Here is a 14,267-nt window from a genome sequence, read left to right as displayed (position 1 = left end):
CCCGCGGCGGCGACGGGGGCGATTCGCTGGAACTCTCGGCAGTACCCGTCCACTCATGGGCTCGACGCTCATCCTCCACAGGCTCAAGACCGGCACCGGCCCGGGACCGGCGCTCCCGTGACCAGGACAGCCCTATCGACCACCAACAGGGAAAAAAAACGTGACCGACAAGTATCTGGGCGAATCGGATTGGAGGAACTTCGCCAAACGCCAAAAGCTGAGCGACGAAACGCTGGTGAAGGCGATGGCGAAGGCACTGGCGGCGCTGCAGCTGGCCAAGGGGCCGGAGCAGCAGCTCAAGGCGCTCGACGGGATCGAGAAGCAGGCGGATGCCCTGCGCAAAAGCGCCAAGGGCAACAAGGAGCTGGCGAGTCACTTGGACGGGCTGGACAAAGCGCTGGGCAAGCAGCGCAAGTTGAGCGAGGTCGAGGCCAAGACGGGGGTTCAGCCAGAAGACGAGGACGAGCCTGCCAGCGCCCTCCTCGACGCCGGGAAGCTGCTGCGGCAGCTGACCTTGTGCAAGCGTGATCCCGAGCGCCGGGTCCAGTTCGGCTTTGTGGACGCGGCAGACAAAAACACGCTGCCTGTGCTGGCCTTGAGCCCCAAGTTGGCCGGCCAGAAGCTGTTCGCCAAACTGCGCGACGAGACCGGGGTCAAGACGGGCGCCCACGGCATCGCCTGGATCCGCAATGACACCGAGTTGGTGCTGCAGGTGGACAAGGCGGTGAGCGGGCTGGTGAAGAAGGTGCGTGCGCCCGTGCGCGAGTGCGGCTTTCGGATCACCAAGGTGCTGCTCTACAGTCCCGACGGCGCGGTGTTGGAGCAGGATGAGGCGGAGGACCAGACCTCACCGGAGGCCGATGCTGGCGTCGGTGCCGCGTTCAATGCGCGGCTTGCCGCGTTGCTGCCGAAGCTCAAGTCCGCGCCGCAGGACATCCGGTCCAAGGCCAGCGAGGCGGGGCTTGCGGCGCGCCAGGGGGAGTTCACCTTGGCTCATCGACTCCTTGACGAGACCGAGCACTTGCTCGCAGCAACCTCACCCGACTCAGGCCAAGACGACGCCAGCAACGCGAGCGTCCGCGATGCGATGGCGCAGTGGAAGGCCAGAAGATCGGCCGCGGTCGCCTCGCTGAAGTCGGTTGCCACCCAGATCGCTGCGGCCAGGCACGCCAGATCGGCCGCGGCGATCATGGAGATCCAGGAGGTCATGAAAAACCTGATCCCCGAGCCCTCCACGCTGCAGCAAGTCCAGGAGTTGCAGAACTACCTCGGCGCCGATGAGGTCGTGTACGACGTGTCCGAACTTGCCGACGACATCCGCACGCCGCTGCTTGGCGCGCTGGACCAGTTGCACGAATCGCTCGCGCGCTGATTCCAACCCATCATTTCTCTTGAAAGCTACCCCTCAATGCCCGCCGATCAGGAAACCGCCGTTCGCGAAGTGCTCGAAGCGAGCACGAGTCGTGTCAGGAATGAGAAACGCTTCATCGGCGACTTTGTCGCCGCGGATTCGCGACGCAAGGACATTTTCAAAGACGTGTTCCAGACCCCTGGAGGATGGAATGAGTTCTTCGAAGGGAATTTGAGCGGATCGCCGACCGATCAGCTCTCCAAGCCAGACGCCACGTGGAGCCCCAAGTCGTTTCAAGCCCTGTTTACCGCTGCTTGGGCGCACCATCCGACCGAGAAGGGCGGCTACATGATCAATCTGTCCGGTCTCGACGAGGCCCAACAAAGCGCGGTGCAGAGGGCGTTCGCCGAGCACTGCTCCCCCCGCCCCAGCTCTCACCTCGACAAGGCCGGGGGCTCTGCCGCGGAGGGCTATCGTTTCCTCAAGGGCTACAAGGAGCTTCTGGTTCACATGCCGACCATCCAGGGCCAACGTTATCTCTATCTGAAAACAGAAGGCCACAAGCTGGATGCCAAGGGATTTTTGGCGCACATGGCGAGCTGGGGCGTGAAAGCCGTGACCGGGCACGGCATGACGGCCTCAAAGCCACTGCATGAGCTGGCCAAAAGCGATTCGGACCTGGTGGAGCCACGCGCCGCCGAGAACTACAGCAAGCCCTACGGGCGCCTGCTGAAGGAACTGGGCCTGAATGGCACGCAGGTCACGGTGCACCAGATGGCTGAAAAGCTGCTCGGCGATGGTGTTGAAACGGGGGCCGGCCAGCAGATTTCCGAGCTCACCAACAACGAGCTGGGTGAGCGCCTCCGGCAAGTGCTTGCCAATCCGGCGGAACATCAACTCCTCCAGCGCAAGGAATTCGTCGACGAACTGCAAGATCTTGCCGAACGACTCCTCAACGACAACCCGGGTCAGACCGGCCGGGTGTTTCACGAAGTGATTGCGACGCCTGCACAGCTGGATGAAGCGGTTTCACGTTTCCAACAGCTTCAGCAATAGATGTCTGGCTGTCTGAACCGCCCCGGGGAAGTGTGGAGGCTCCAACCTTCGAGAAGACGTTGAGAGCTTGACGGCGTTCTATGCACACCCCTTCGATGCGGTGGCAGCCACGTTCGTGAGCGGCGCAACGGCCTATCTCGTGCTCGAGCAGTCGGATGCCTCGCTGGCCTGGGCCCCGCTGTTCGTGTCGCTGTTCAAGCCGTACATCCACTCGGACACCGCGTCGCCGCGCTGGCTCGACTACGACGTGCAGCGACCCGAGATGCACCGCGTGCACCACCAGTTCGATCACCACGCGCAGAACGACGGCCTGCCTCTGTGGGACTTGCCGTTCGGCACCTTCGCCAACCCCCAGCAGCGCGTCGAGCGCTGTAGCTTCACGGCGGAGCGGCAGGCGCGCGTGTTCGAGATGCTGCGCGGCCGCGACGTTCACACCTGCAGCCCGGCTCGGACGCCGGCGAGCAGCCGCCTCGCACTAGCAGGACTTCTGCCACGGAAAGCGCTTCGGCCCGAACTTCACCTTCCTTCTGTCGCTGGCAGAATTCGCGCAAGGCTCCACCCACGAGAACAGGCCACGCTCGTTTCCGAAGGGATACCGGCACGCGATGGCGCAAAGCGGTGGATCGCCACGAACGAAGAATGGAGTGAGGGAATACCATCGTGCTTGCGTCGATAGGGGATCGGTTCACGGGGCAGTTCATCGATGGACTGTGCGCGCTCGCCGTTGGAACAGGCGTGTTCGTGACCATGCGTCACATGGGCTTCTCGCTGGAGTGGTCGCTGGTCGCCTGGGTGCTGTACCTGCTGCTGTGCGATGCCCTGCCAGGCGGTCAGAGCCTTGGCAAGCGAGTCACCAAGATCGCCGTCGTGCGCGTCCGTGATGGAGCGCCCTGCGGCTTGTGGCGCTCTCTGGTCCGCAACACTTCCCTGATCGTGCTCGGCGTGTTCGACTGCGTCCCTCTGGTGGGACGAGAACGACGCCGCATCGGCGACTATATAGCGGGGACCAAGGTGGTCAGGTGCACCGGCGTGCATTCCCCAAGGTGATAGAACCAGAACCGTCTGGACCGGGGCCTCACTCAAAGCGACTGTGAGGGCGCGAAACAGTACGGCTGTTGATGCTCGCCCACGCTGACAGGGGCACGGGCGGTGGCTGCCGCATCCGGCCATGAGGGTCATGTGACCCCATCGTTCGACGAACCGTTCCCTGGCGATGTCTGCCCGTGCCTTGTGGAAGCGGTGACCGAGCGCTATAGCCTCTGGCAGGACACCTCGGGGACCGGGCTTCGTCGAGGCCCGAGCCGAGCACCGTGTCGATCCCTGGAGGGAGAACTGACATGCCGCTTCCCACCTTGCTTCGCCGCCTCATGGCCCTGGCTGTAGCCATTGCTGCCGTGCTGCCCTCGTTCGCCGCAGAGGTACCCGCCGAGCAGACCGCTCCCTGGACACCGCTCCCGGAATGCGCGGGCTTTCCCCTCGGCGCGTCCTATGACTTCCAAGGCTTGAGCGGCACGTATGCCGCTCGGAACATGCGTGAGCCGGGCCAGGCGATCCAGTTGAGCCTGCTGGTCACCCGCGCGGACCAGGTGCCCAGGGTCGATGGGCAGTTCATCGGTTCATTCGCGACTGCCGCCGGGCCAGTGTGGCGCGCTGGAACGTTTTCGGGGCTGCCTTCGAACCCGGCGTCGGGCGACGGCTTTCTGTTGTTCTTCACCGGCTCCGACACACCCCAGTACACCTATGGCGTCGCCGGGGTGATCAAGCAGCCGGCCAGCGGGCTGATCATGGCCATGTGCCTTTACCCTCTGACCGGCCCCTGGCCGCCCAGCGGCCGACCCTTCCCGGTCTGGCGCGTGTTGTGATCGGCCCTCCCGCCCTGCCAGCCTCGGGCCGGTGAGGTCGTCATGCTGGCCCGAGATATTCGAGTTTCTTTGAATTCCTAGAAGATAATTCAATTTCTCTTATAGCCAAGGCCTCGGTACGCTGCAGGGCACGACATCGAGGCCGACCATGACGACCCTTCCCCACCCTTTTGCACAGGACGCCGCATCCCAGGCCGCCAGCGAGCCCCCCCGGGGTGCACGGTGGCGCCGTCGAGGGACGATCTTGCTGGCGGCGCTCGTCGCATTCGTGGCGGCCGGGGCGACCGCGCTTCATGCCCTCGATGCGCCCTTGCACGCCGGCCCCCCGCCGGCCGGCGTGACCGACCCCTTGCCTTCCGCCAGACCCCCCTCCACCTTGGCTTTCAGCGTCCTGCAAACCGGCGTGTCCGGCGGGGCTGCCGAAGCGCTGCTGGTGGGGCGCGGCCGCTGGACCGAACATCGCCGGCCGTCCCAATCCGCCGTGCTGATCCGTCACCCGCACGGCGTGATGCTCTACGACAGCGGGCTGGGCAGGCAGGTGGACGCGCAGTTCGCGGTCAACGATCGATTCCATCGTCACGCCTTCAGGTACGAGCGCAGCGGGTTCCTGCCCGCGCTCGACCAACTCGAGCGCGCCGGATGGCATCCAGAGCTCGTGCGTTTCATCGTGCCATCGCACCTGCATTGGGATCATGTCAGCGGCCTGCCCGACTTTCCCGATGCCCAGGTGTGGGTCACGCCCGAAGAACGAGAGCACGCCCAGCGGGGCCAGCCGCCGGCCTTTCTGAAAAGTCAGTTCGACGGCGTGCGTCACTGGCGCGACCTGCGGTTTGACGGGCCACCGCGGCTCGGTTTTTCCGCCAGCCACGACGTCTTCGGCGACGGCAGTGTGGTGCTGCTGCCGCTGGCAGGACACACGGCAGGCCAAGTGGGATTGTGGTTGCGCCTGCCCTCCGGCCGCAGCTATCTCTTCACTGGCGATGTCACGTGGACCATTGAAGGCGTGCAGCAGGCTGCCGACCGTTCATGGCTGCTGCGCCGCCTCCTGCCGCTCGACCACGACGAGCGCTCCAACCAGGCGGCCATCCTGCATTTGCACCACATCATGAAGCACCATCCGGACATCACCATCGTGCCGGCGCACGACGAGAACGTGCTCAAGACGCTGCCGAGCTTTCCTGCACTGCAAGGGTGAGGACGGGCGCGGCTGCCCGCAATGACGGCGTGACCACCACAGCTATTCGCATCCATGCATCTGCGAAATCTTCGCTACTTCTGCGCTGCCTTCGAGACCCGCTCCACGGTCGGCGCCGCGCGCCAATGCCATGTGACACAACCCGTGATCTCGACGGCCATCGCCCAGCTCGAGGAAGAGCTGGGCACGCGCCTGTTCACCCGCCAGCAGCGGGGCCTGCAGCCGACTGCCGCGGGGCAGCGCCTGTTCCGCCTGGGCGGCAAGCTGCTGGCTGACGCCCATGCCATCGTCGAGTCCTTCCAGGACCGCGGCAGCCGACCTCAGCTGAGCCTGCGTATCCATCCTGCGCTGAGCCTCGCTCATGTGGCGCAACTGCTGCGTCACCTTCGGCGCGAGCTGGCTCAGCTGGAGGTGACGGTGCTGGGCGATGAGGGCCGAGCGGCCGAGGGGCCCGCCCAGTCGGCCGCCGATGCGAGCCTGACGGTCGAGTCTTGCGCCCCCGCAGGGCGCACCTTCATGCCGCTGTGGGAGGAGTGTTATGTCCTGGCCGTGCCGGTCGACCATCCATTGGCCGTGCAGGAGACCGTGACCTTGCAGGACCTTCACGGCACCGCCTTCATCGACCGGACGCATTGCGAGCTGGCGGCGCATTGGCACGCCGGGCTGAACGCGCGGCACATCGTTCCCGACGTGCGGGCCCGGGTGCACAACGAGGAATGGGCCTTGGGTCTGGTGGCGGCCGGGCTCGGTGTGACCATCGTGCCGGTCCACCATGTGTCGGTGCGGGACGACGTGGTGGTGCGACGCGATGTGCCCGAGCTTCAGGCCGCCACTCGGCGTGTGGGGCTGGCGTACAGCGGGACGGCACTCGGCACGCTGGCCGACGTGCTTCGCGTCTGCGAGCCATGGAGCCCGGCGGGCTTGATGGCGGTGCCAGGTTGAGCCGGCCCCGCAATCGCTCAGCGGCCGGCTCCGGCGCGCACACAGCGGCAGTGGGTGAAGGCCACACCCAAACATCTGCGCAGCGTGCAGCGGCAGCCCGCCTCTAGAGGCGCTCCAGGTTGGCGCCGCGCAGGCCGACCAGCAAGGCGCGCCCGTGTGCATCCACCCGGAACTCCCCGTACCTCGCCGCGGCCCAGCGCTCCGCTTCGCCTTCCTTGAAAAACCATGCATCGCTGACCAGCACCCATCGGCCGTTCTTTGGCGTCAGCTCGATGAGCAGTTCGCCCGCGGCCAGCGGGGCCCCTTCGTCCAGACGCAGCAAGGTGGCGACTCCTCGCGCGTCCCGGCGGGCCACGACCCGCGGACGCCGATGCGAGACCGGGCCACCGAGCCGGGCTTCCACGACGGCAGGCAAGCGAAAGTTCAGTTGCATGAAGTCCCCTTGCATCAAGGAGCGCGGGTCGACGGGCGCGAGGTCCACGTACAAGGCTTGGCCCTGCCCGATCAGCCGCTCCTTCTGCCAGATGCCGGCGTTGGCGACGACCAGCACCAGCGCCGCGGTCGACGCGATGCCGACCTGCCGCCATCGTGGCAGGGCCGCCGGACCCGGGGCGCTCTCCTGCAACCCGGCATCGCCTTGGCTGCGGTGCGCGTGCCAGGCGAGCGCCGCCAGCACCGCTGCGCTCAAGACCAGCACCGCCGCCTTGTCGACCAGCGACCAGTGGAGCTGGTAGTAGAAGCTGCCGATGACCCAGGCGCTGCCGACTGCCGCTGCCGTGGCGAGTCGCCAGCGCTGGGCGGTGGCACACCAGGCCAGCGCCAGCAGCATGGCCCCGAGCGCCGGCACGAACCAGGCCAGCACCAGCAACACGGCCGCAATGCCGGCGGACGTACCTTGGCGCAGCGCCCGCCAGCGCAGCGCACCGAGCCCGGCCGCTGCGAGGGCGAGGAGCACCGACCCTGCATTCGGGGCGGCGTCCTGCCAGCGTGAGGTGAAGCTGCGCGCCACGGCGCCGGCCACCGCGCCGACCTCGGTTCCGCCGACGCTGGCCCCGACGAGCAAGGTGGTGCCCGACCACCAGCACAGTCCCGCCAGCACCGAAAGCAGCCACCCGGCCGACAGGCTTTCCATCACCGCGGCGTAGCGCGGCCTCTCGCGAAGCTTCCAAGGCGCATGCGGCAGGGCTTGCGCGACGGCCCCGACAGCCAGGCTGCCATGCCAGGCCCACCAGGCATCGGCCAGTACGGACCCTGGGCCGGGCGACAGGCAGGCCCCGAACGTGAGGGTGCCAATGGCGGCCCCCAAGAGCACCCGCAGCCCAGCATGCGATACGAGAAACGCCAGCGCACCGGCCACCGCGGCAAGCGCCCCGGCCGCGGCCTGATCCGGCAGGTCACGAAAGAGCCCGAACCCCAGCAAGCCGCCGCCCACCAGCAAGGCGGGCACCGCCAGCTGCTCGACAAACAGCGGCACATCCTGGCCACGCAGTGCGACGACGGCGGCCGCGAGCACCAGTACACCCAGGACATAGGGACCGACACCCTCTCGGAGCAGGTCATCCAGCACCAGACCCGCCACCCCAAGCAGGGGCAGCGCCGCGAGCCACGCGCCGAGCGCCGTCAGCAGCAGCACCGGCCAGGGCCGGCCGTCCTGCACGGGACGCTGGGCCGTCGCGGGCAACACGCCGGCGGCGATCGCCGCCTGCAAGGTGCGATCGAGGTGGTCCGCGCCTTTCATGCTTGGCTCCCTGCTTCCACGGCAACACGACGGCGCGCCAGGCCGAGCACCGCTGTGACGGTCCCAGCCAGCAGGCCGGCCGCCAGAAGGCCCAGCACGAACAGATCACCGGCTGCGTCGCCGCCCGGCCCGTCGAACAGCCAGCGCGCCAGGCCGGCCACCAGCAGCACATTGCAGCCCAGCGCGGCCGCGCTGAGGCCATAGATGTCGAAGGTGAGCGGCCGGGCCATGACAAAGGCCGCAAGGGCCAGGACGGCTGTCCCCAGCGCATAGTGCGGCGCCACGTCGGTGTGGAAGAGTCCGCCAAGCGCCGTCGCCGTGATCGCCACCACGGCCAGCGTGAGGGCCGTCCGCTGCGCCCACATTCCTGCGCCGGTGTACCGCCTCAATGCGGGGCCGAGAGCCGCCACCAGTCCGACGGCGGCCGTCCACCCGGCCAGATGAACCGGCAGGTCCTGAGCCTGGACCCGCCATCGGTGTCCACTGTGGGCATGCACCCACAGCGAGATGGCCGTCATCGCCACCAGCGCCCAGGGTGTCCACACCACGTCGCTGCGCACCGTCAGACACAGGGGCAGCGCCAGCACCGCCCAAAGCGCGAACAGCTGCCACGGATCCGCGCCGGTCTGGTAGGTCTGGCCGAAGTAGCCGAACAGAGCACCGACACCCAGGAAGGCCAGCACGGCCAGCGGCGCCCGCGCGCCGGGTCGCCACAGCGCTCCCAGGCAGCTCACGAGCACGAGGCCCTGCAGCAACGCGAAGCGGCCGAAGCGACCCAAGGTCTCCCAGTTGGCGGCGATCCAGAAGATCAGGCCCAGACCGCCCAGCGCCGCCGCGAGCACGGCGGTCACACGCGGCAGCCAGTACGACAGCGCGGCCGGCTCCGATGCCAGGCCTGCCAGCCGGTGCAATTGCCGCATCTCCGACCTATCAAGCCGATGCCGCTCCGCGAGTTCATACAGTGCCAGACGCAGGTTCAAGGCCGCCCTCCTGTGCTTGGGTCGGCATCGTAGCAGCGCCTCTTGCGCGGCGGCGATCACAGGCCGCGGTATCGTTCCGCGAGACCGGCCGTCGCTACGGACGCTACCGCCATCGCAAGCGGCACCGACCGGCGGGTCCTTCGTCGGGTTGCCCGTCCGGTGCAATCGGGCTCAAGGCGCCCCCAGCGCTGTCGTCGCGAGCTCCGTGTCCATGTACTCGGTCAGTTCGCGCAGCTTGCCGTCGACGATCCGGCACACCAGGCAGTAGTCGTTGTCATAGCGCTTGCCGGTTTTGGTCGTGACCTCGCCGCGGCACTGGACCACCACGTGGTCCCCCTCCGCGATGAAGCGGTGCGCCCGGCTGACGTAGGTGTCGGCGAAACGCGCGAACAAGGGCCGGAACAAGTCGTTCACCACCGCCTGTTTGCCCTCCCAGCGGCGCGACCAGGTGGACTGGCCGGGGATGCTCCAGCAGAAGTCCTCGGCCATCGCGTCGACAAAGGGCCGGCCGTTGCCCTTGGCCATTTCGTCGAAGATTCCTTGCATCAGCTGTTTGTTGTCGTGGCTCATCTCGAAAGTCTCCGGATCGGCGCGGGAAAACGCATGGGATCGAGCGGCGGCCGTTTCCCGCGGTCCGGCCAGTGCTCGAAAATCGATCTTGACGTCGAGCAGACCCAGGGCCTGTGCTCCGCGCGGCCCGTGGTCTGCTCCTGAGACCGGATTGAAACGGCTAGAGCGCACTCGAGGTCAAGACCGGTCTGCAGGTGCCAGGCCGCACGGCTTGGCTTCTCTGTTGCGATGGCGTTCCAGGGCTGCGACGGTTGAGCGGCACTGTTTGGTGAGCGGGGGTGCAGACTCACCCCCCAGCACACCGGGCGGCAGCATTCAGCCAGCGGCCGTCGCGCCGGCAGCCGCATACCAGGTGCGTCAAGACACGTTCACCGTGAGCCTCACTGCCTTCGCCCAAGGGGCGTCTCCCTGTAGAGGGTGAATTCCCTTGCTCACACAGGCTCTCGGCTTCCGCCGTTGTGGGTGGGAAGCTGCCTGTCCTCCTGCCTCTTCGGCGCCTTGCAAGCGACGGCCCGGCAGGAACACTTGACGTGGCAAGTACCAGGAGCACCTCACATGGACACGATTCACATCGAAGTTCCCGACCCACCGCTGCCCGCCCGGACGCGCCGCATCGACGAGCTGCCGGGTCCCCGGCCCTGGCCGCTGGTGGGCAATCTGTTGCAGCTCGACCGACAGCGCATCCACCTGCGTCTGGAAGAGTGGGAGCGTCGCTACGGGCCTGTCTACCGGCTGCGACTCGGGCGCACCTCGTTGGCGGTGATCTCCGACCCGAACACGATCACGCAGGTGCTGCGGGCCCGGCCCGGGACGTGGCGGCGCTGGCACAAGACGGAGGAGGTGTTCAAGGAGGTCGGCATCGACGGCTTGCTCACCGCAGAAGGCGACAACTGGCGGCGCCAGCGCCGCCTGGTGATGTCGGCGCTCGATCCAGAGCACCTGCGCCAGTTCTTCCCATCGCTCGCCGTCGTGACCGAGCGCCTGCGCCGACGCTGGTCGCAGGCAGCGCGTGACGGTGGCTCCTTTGATCTGCCGGACGATCTGATGCGCTACACGGTGGACGTGACCGCCGGTCTCGCCTTCGGGGTCGACATCAACACGGTCGAGCAGGGCTATAGCGAACTGCACGCTCACCTGGACAAGGCCCTGCCGCGCATCTTCCGGCGCAGGGCCGCGCTGTTCGCGTCCTGGCGCTATCTCCGCCTGCCGGCCGACCGCCGGCTGGACCGGGACGTGCAGGCCATCCACCGGGTGGTGCGGGAGCTGATCGCTGCGGCCCGCATGCGCCTGGCGGCCGACCCGGCCCGCGCCCGCAAGCCGCCCAACCTGATCGAGGCCATGCTGGTCGCCCGCGACGCAGACGGGCGGGAGATGCCCGAGCACGAAGTGGTGGGCAACGTCTTCACGACCTTGCTGGCCGGCGAGGACACGACGGCCCATTCGCTGGCCTGGACCCTGCAGCTGCTCTACCGCCATCCCGAGGCCTGGCGCGCGGTGGTCAAGGAGGCCGATGCCGCGCTGGGCGAGGCGGCGCTGCCTCCCAGCTTGGAACAGGCGACGACCTTGCCCTACATCGAGGGCTGCATTCACGAGGCCATGCGGCTGCACCCGGTGGCGCCAATCAGCCGGGCCGAAGCGAACGAAGACACGGTCGTCGGCGATGTGGCGATCCCGAAGGGCACTTCGGTCTGGTGTCTGATGCGCAAGGGAGCCATCGACGAAGAGCGCGTCGAGCAGGCGGGCGAGTTCCGGCCGGAGCGCTGGCTGAGCGATCCCGGGGCGGCCGCCGCCCCGACGGCCAAGCGGCTGTCGATGCCCTTCGGCTCGGGGCCGCGGCTGTGCCCGGGACGCTACCTGGCCGTGCTCGAGATGCGGATGGTGATCGCGATGCTGGCGCGCAACTTCGAGCTGGTCGAGGTGGCACTGCCGGACGGCCGCCCGCTGACCGAGCACACCGCGATCGGGATGGCGGCGGTGGGCTTGAGGATGCGTTTGGCGCCGCGCCGGCGGCGTCATGCCCAGGCAGGCGAGGCCTGAGGACAGGCGGCGACCTGCGTCGGCCACCCGTCAGGATGCCGTCTGGCGCCGACGACGGCCTTGCCAGCCAAGCAGGCTCAGGCCGCTGAGCAGGATCACCTCAACCTCAGGATGATCCTGGCGCACCTTTGGGTGCTCTACTTCGCTCTCGTCGCCCGGCTTGCCATGCAACTGCCTTCGCCCTCGCCGCGCCAACAACGCGTGGCTAGAGCGTGACAACGAGTCGTTCAGGACCGACTACTTATAGCAATGGAAGAAATTCAAGCCATATCTTCCTTCTTCAACCAATGGGAGTGCATAGCGTTTGACCAATGCGGTAGTCAGCAGACCCATCCATTTTCCTTCCAGCGCCTGATACTCCTCCTGAACACTTCTGAAATCCTCTAGCTTGAAAAGATTGAGTCCAGGGATGATCGTGTCGGCGGTTACATCCCGCACCGTACAACGCTGAAATCCCGCCGAATTCACCAGCGGCTGATAAAGCGAAGTTTGCATAATATTGAATGTGCCATATTGGCACATGACCAGATAGCGCGTGAAATAGCCGCACCGGCGCTTCAATACATAATCCGAAATGGCGAAGATGCCATCATCCTTCAGCAGCTTGAGTAATTTCTTGAGCAGCTTTTCTTTCTGATCAATGAAATAGAAGCATTCCACAGAGAATGCATGATCGAATGAAGCATCCGGATAGTTCACCTCTGCCGCATCAATACACTCGAAGGTGATCAAGTGATCGAGCCCTTCTTCCCTTGTATAGCGACGGGCAGTTTCAATGTTCTCGTGCGACAGGTCGATGCAGTGAACCTGGCAACCATACTTTCTGGCTAGCCAGATCGCATTCGACCCGACTCCGCACCCGATATCCAGAATGCGATGGTCAGCTTTGATGCCCAGCGGATGAAGCAGCTCCTCCAGATACTTTTCCTGCGCTCGATTGAAGAGGGTGGCAAAAAAGTCATCAATTACCTTACTGAAGGAGTGGTGGAACTGCCCACCCTCCAGACTGGATCTGCCATTGAATACTATCCGATCTTCATACTCCAAACCAGTAAAGAAGCCCTGGTGGATGTGGCGGCTTGCCACAAAGTGCTTGTTAAGTACCTCTCTGTAGTCCTTGTTGTTGTAGATCAAACTTCCCGCGCTTTCCATGCAAACCTCCGCAAACTGATTAACGAACCGGCGATTCAGGCCGAAGACAGTGGAGATGAAACAAACCCATCCAGGGTGTTGACTGGATGAATCCGCGTTGGTGTTTGGCCCTGTTTTTCTACCGAAGACGGCATTTGTGATCCCATTGAATGAGCCTGCAAGGAGCTGTCATCCATTGGTTTTGCCGACAAAAATTTGCGCAAAAAATACCAGTGAAGCAAGCTATTGAATACTGTTCAAAAGGATCTAGCCTGAGAACCCTGTAAACCGCAGAATCGGCCCCGCCGTCATTGGTCATTGGTCATTGGTCATTGGTCATTGGTCATTGGTCATTGGTCATTGGTCATTGGTCATTGGTCCTTGGGCCGCCACTCGCGCCGGCCGGCCGGTGGCGATTTCATGGCGGCCGTCGCTGCTCGACCGGCGACGCGGCCGGCCGCGCCCTTTCATCACACCTTGCCCGCAGGTATCGGGCCCGCTCGGCGCGGATGCGTGCGCCACATCGACGAACTTCAGGCGGCATGATGTCGAGGCGTCGGCAGGCGACGCTTTCGATCGAAAGGAACTTGGACGATGTGGCTTGCACGAGCACTGGCACGGCTGCGCGCAGCACTGCGTCTGCAAGCTCGGCGACCCGAAGTGCCGACGCCGCCCTCAGACCTGCAGCCCTGGGTGCAAGACGCCGCGCGGGTGCTGTTGGGCGACGACGTCCGTGCGCCGGCACTGGCCGTCTGGCTGAAGCGGGGCCTGCGCGATGCCAGCGGGCGGTATGTCTGCCTGCAAGGGCACCTGGGCACGCCGAGCTACGTGGTGGACCTGCAGCGCCGATGCTGCTGGGTCGACGCGGATGGCAGCGCGCTGTACTTCGACGCCACATGCCTCACACTGGAAGGTGACGAGACACGCTTCGAGGCCTTTCCCCTGCATGCCGACACCTATACCGTCGACCTGCAGGCTGCCGAGCTGTCCTGGCAGCCCTGCCCCCACCAACGCGCCCGACAGGAGTACGCTCGGGCCGCGCTCGACCCGATCTCCCATCCTCCCGGCGACGCGAAGCCCGCACACACAGCACCAAAGTGATACGCGGAACATGAACGATATCCCAAGGCTGCCCTCACACTGAGATGAGGTGAGGTGACATGGCAGGACGCCTACGACTGGGTGGGCAGCACTTCACGCCTGCTGGAGCCCATGTCGTGCGGACACGTGTTGCCGTTGGCCACCTGTGCCGGACGGTAGCGCTCGATCGTTGCCCTGCTTGCAGCGGCCACTCTGGCCTTCGTCGCCGCGCCCGCACCGGCCGCCACCGCCATCGCCTACCACGCTCCACCTACAGGGGCGACTGGTGGCGCGGCTGCACTTCGTTCTATGCGACCAAGGGCCC

At 65.9% G+C, this 14,267-nt stretch carries 13 protein-coding genes; 9 read left to right on the top strand and 4 right to left on the bottom strand.

The genetic code is table 11. The features are described from left to right. Nucleotides 1-160: 160 nt before the first annotated feature. The 7 genes from OOT46_RS17760 (at nucleotide 161) to OOT46_RS17730 (ending at nucleotide 6,406) form a co-directional block, all read left to right on the top strand. Complete coding sequence (locus OOT46_RS17760) at nucleotides 161-1,372, top strand: hypothetical protein (RefSeq protein WP_265404961.1); 1,212 nt, start codon at nucleotides 161-163, stop codon at nucleotides 1,370-1,372. A 36-nt stretch (nucleotides 1,373-1,408) separates the two neighbouring features. After that, nucleotides 1,409-2,407, top strand: a complete 999-nt coding sequence (locus tag OOT46_RS17755; RefSeq protein ID WP_265404960.1) for a hypothetical protein — start codon at nucleotides 1,409-1,411, stop codon at nucleotides 2,405-2,407. Nucleotides 2,408-2,474: 67 nt separating this feature from the next. Continuing rightward, entirely contained in the window at nucleotides 2,475-3,083 is a 609-nt protein-coding gene (locus tag OOT46_RS17750; protein WP_265404959.1) for a sterol desaturase family protein, read from the top strand. Next, complete coding sequence (locus OOT46_RS17745; protein WP_265404958.1) at nucleotides 3,068-3,454, top strand: RDD family protein; 387 nt, start codon at nucleotides 3,068-3,070, stop codon at nucleotides 3,452-3,454. The genes OOT46_RS17750 and OOT46_RS17745 overlap by 16 nt, the downstream gene beginning before the upstream one ends. 290 nt (nucleotides 3,455-3,744) lie before the next feature. After that, entirely contained in the window at nucleotides 3,745-4,269 is a 525-nt protein-coding gene (locus tag OOT46_RS17740; protein ID WP_265404957.1) for a hypothetical protein, read from the top strand. 244 nt (nucleotides 4,270-4,513) lie between these two features. Then, nucleotides 4,514-5,464 carry an MBL fold metallo-hydrolase gene (locus tag OOT46_RS17735; protein WP_265404956.1) on the top strand — a complete coding sequence of 317 codons (951 nt, stop codon included), beginning with the start codon at nucleotides 4,514-4,516 and terminating at the stop codon, nucleotides 5,462-5,464. A 54-nt stretch (nucleotides 5,465-5,518) separates the two neighbouring features. After that, nucleotides 5,519-6,406 carry a LysR family transcriptional regulator gene (locus tag OOT46_RS17730; RefSeq protein ID WP_265404955.1) on the top strand — a complete coding sequence of 296 codons (888 nt, stop codon included), beginning with the start codon at nucleotides 5,519-5,521 and terminating at the stop codon, nucleotides 6,404-6,406. A gap of 103 nt (nucleotides 6,407-6,509) precedes the next feature. Here OOT46_RS17730 and OOT46_RS17725 read toward each other — a convergent pair whose 3' ends face one another. The 3 genes from OOT46_RS17725 to OOT46_RS17715 all read right to left on the bottom strand — a co-directional run bounded on the left by OOT46_RS17725 (nucleotide 6,510) and on the right by OOT46_RS17715 (nucleotide 9,694). Continuing rightward, nucleotides 6,510-8,144: a GDYXXLXY domain-containing protein gene (locus OOT46_RS17725; protein WP_265404954.1), complete on the bottom strand. Its 1,635-nt coding sequence runs from the start codon at nucleotides 8,142-8,144 to the stop codon at nucleotides 6,510-6,512. Continuing rightward, nucleotides 8,141-9,124 (bottom strand): DUF2157 domain-containing protein, encoded by a 984-nt coding sequence (locus OOT46_RS17720; protein ID WP_265404953.1) that lies wholly within the window; start codon nucleotides 9,122-9,124, stop codon nucleotides 8,141-8,143. Before OOT46_RS17720 ends, OOT46_RS17725 begins: the two co-directional genes overlap by 4 nt. A 171-nt stretch (nucleotides 9,125-9,295) precedes the next feature. Next, a complete protein-coding gene (locus OOT46_RS17715) occupies nucleotides 9,296-9,694 on the bottom strand; it encodes a nuclear transport factor 2 family protein (RefSeq protein WP_265404952.1) in 399 nt (132 codons plus the stop codon). Between the two features lie 555 nt (nucleotides 9,695-10,249). Between OOT46_RS17715 and OOT46_RS17710 the strand changes: the two genes are divergently transcribed. Next, complete coding sequence (locus OOT46_RS17710) at nucleotides 10,250-11,731, top strand: cytochrome P450 (RefSeq protein WP_265404951.1); 1,482 nt, start codon at nucleotides 10,250-10,252, stop codon at nucleotides 11,729-11,731. Nucleotides 11,732-11,968: 237 nt separating this feature from the next. Here OOT46_RS17710 and OOT46_RS17705 read toward each other — a convergent pair whose 3' ends face one another. Further along, nucleotides 11,969-12,883, bottom strand: coding sequence for an SAM-dependent methyltransferase (locus OOT46_RS17705; RefSeq protein ID WP_265404950.1), 915 nt, complete (start codon nucleotides 12,881-12,883; stop codon nucleotides 11,969-11,971). Nucleotides 12,884-13,456: 573 nt separating this feature from the next. On the opposite strand from OOT46_RS17705, the gene OOT46_RS17700 reads away from it, so the two are divergent. After that, entirely contained in the window at nucleotides 13,457-13,963 is a 507-nt protein-coding gene (locus tag OOT46_RS17700) for a hypothetical protein (RefSeq protein WP_265404949.1), read from the top strand. Nucleotides 13,964-14,267 lie beyond the last annotated feature (304 nt).

It is taken from the genome of Aquabacterium sp. A7-Y (assembly GCF_026153205.1).
GTDB lineage: Bacteria > Pseudomonadota > Gammaproteobacteria > Burkholderiales > Burkholderiaceae_C > Caldimonas.
Note: the sequence above shows the minus strand (reverse complement) of the source record. Positions and strands in the feature narration are given on the sequence as shown.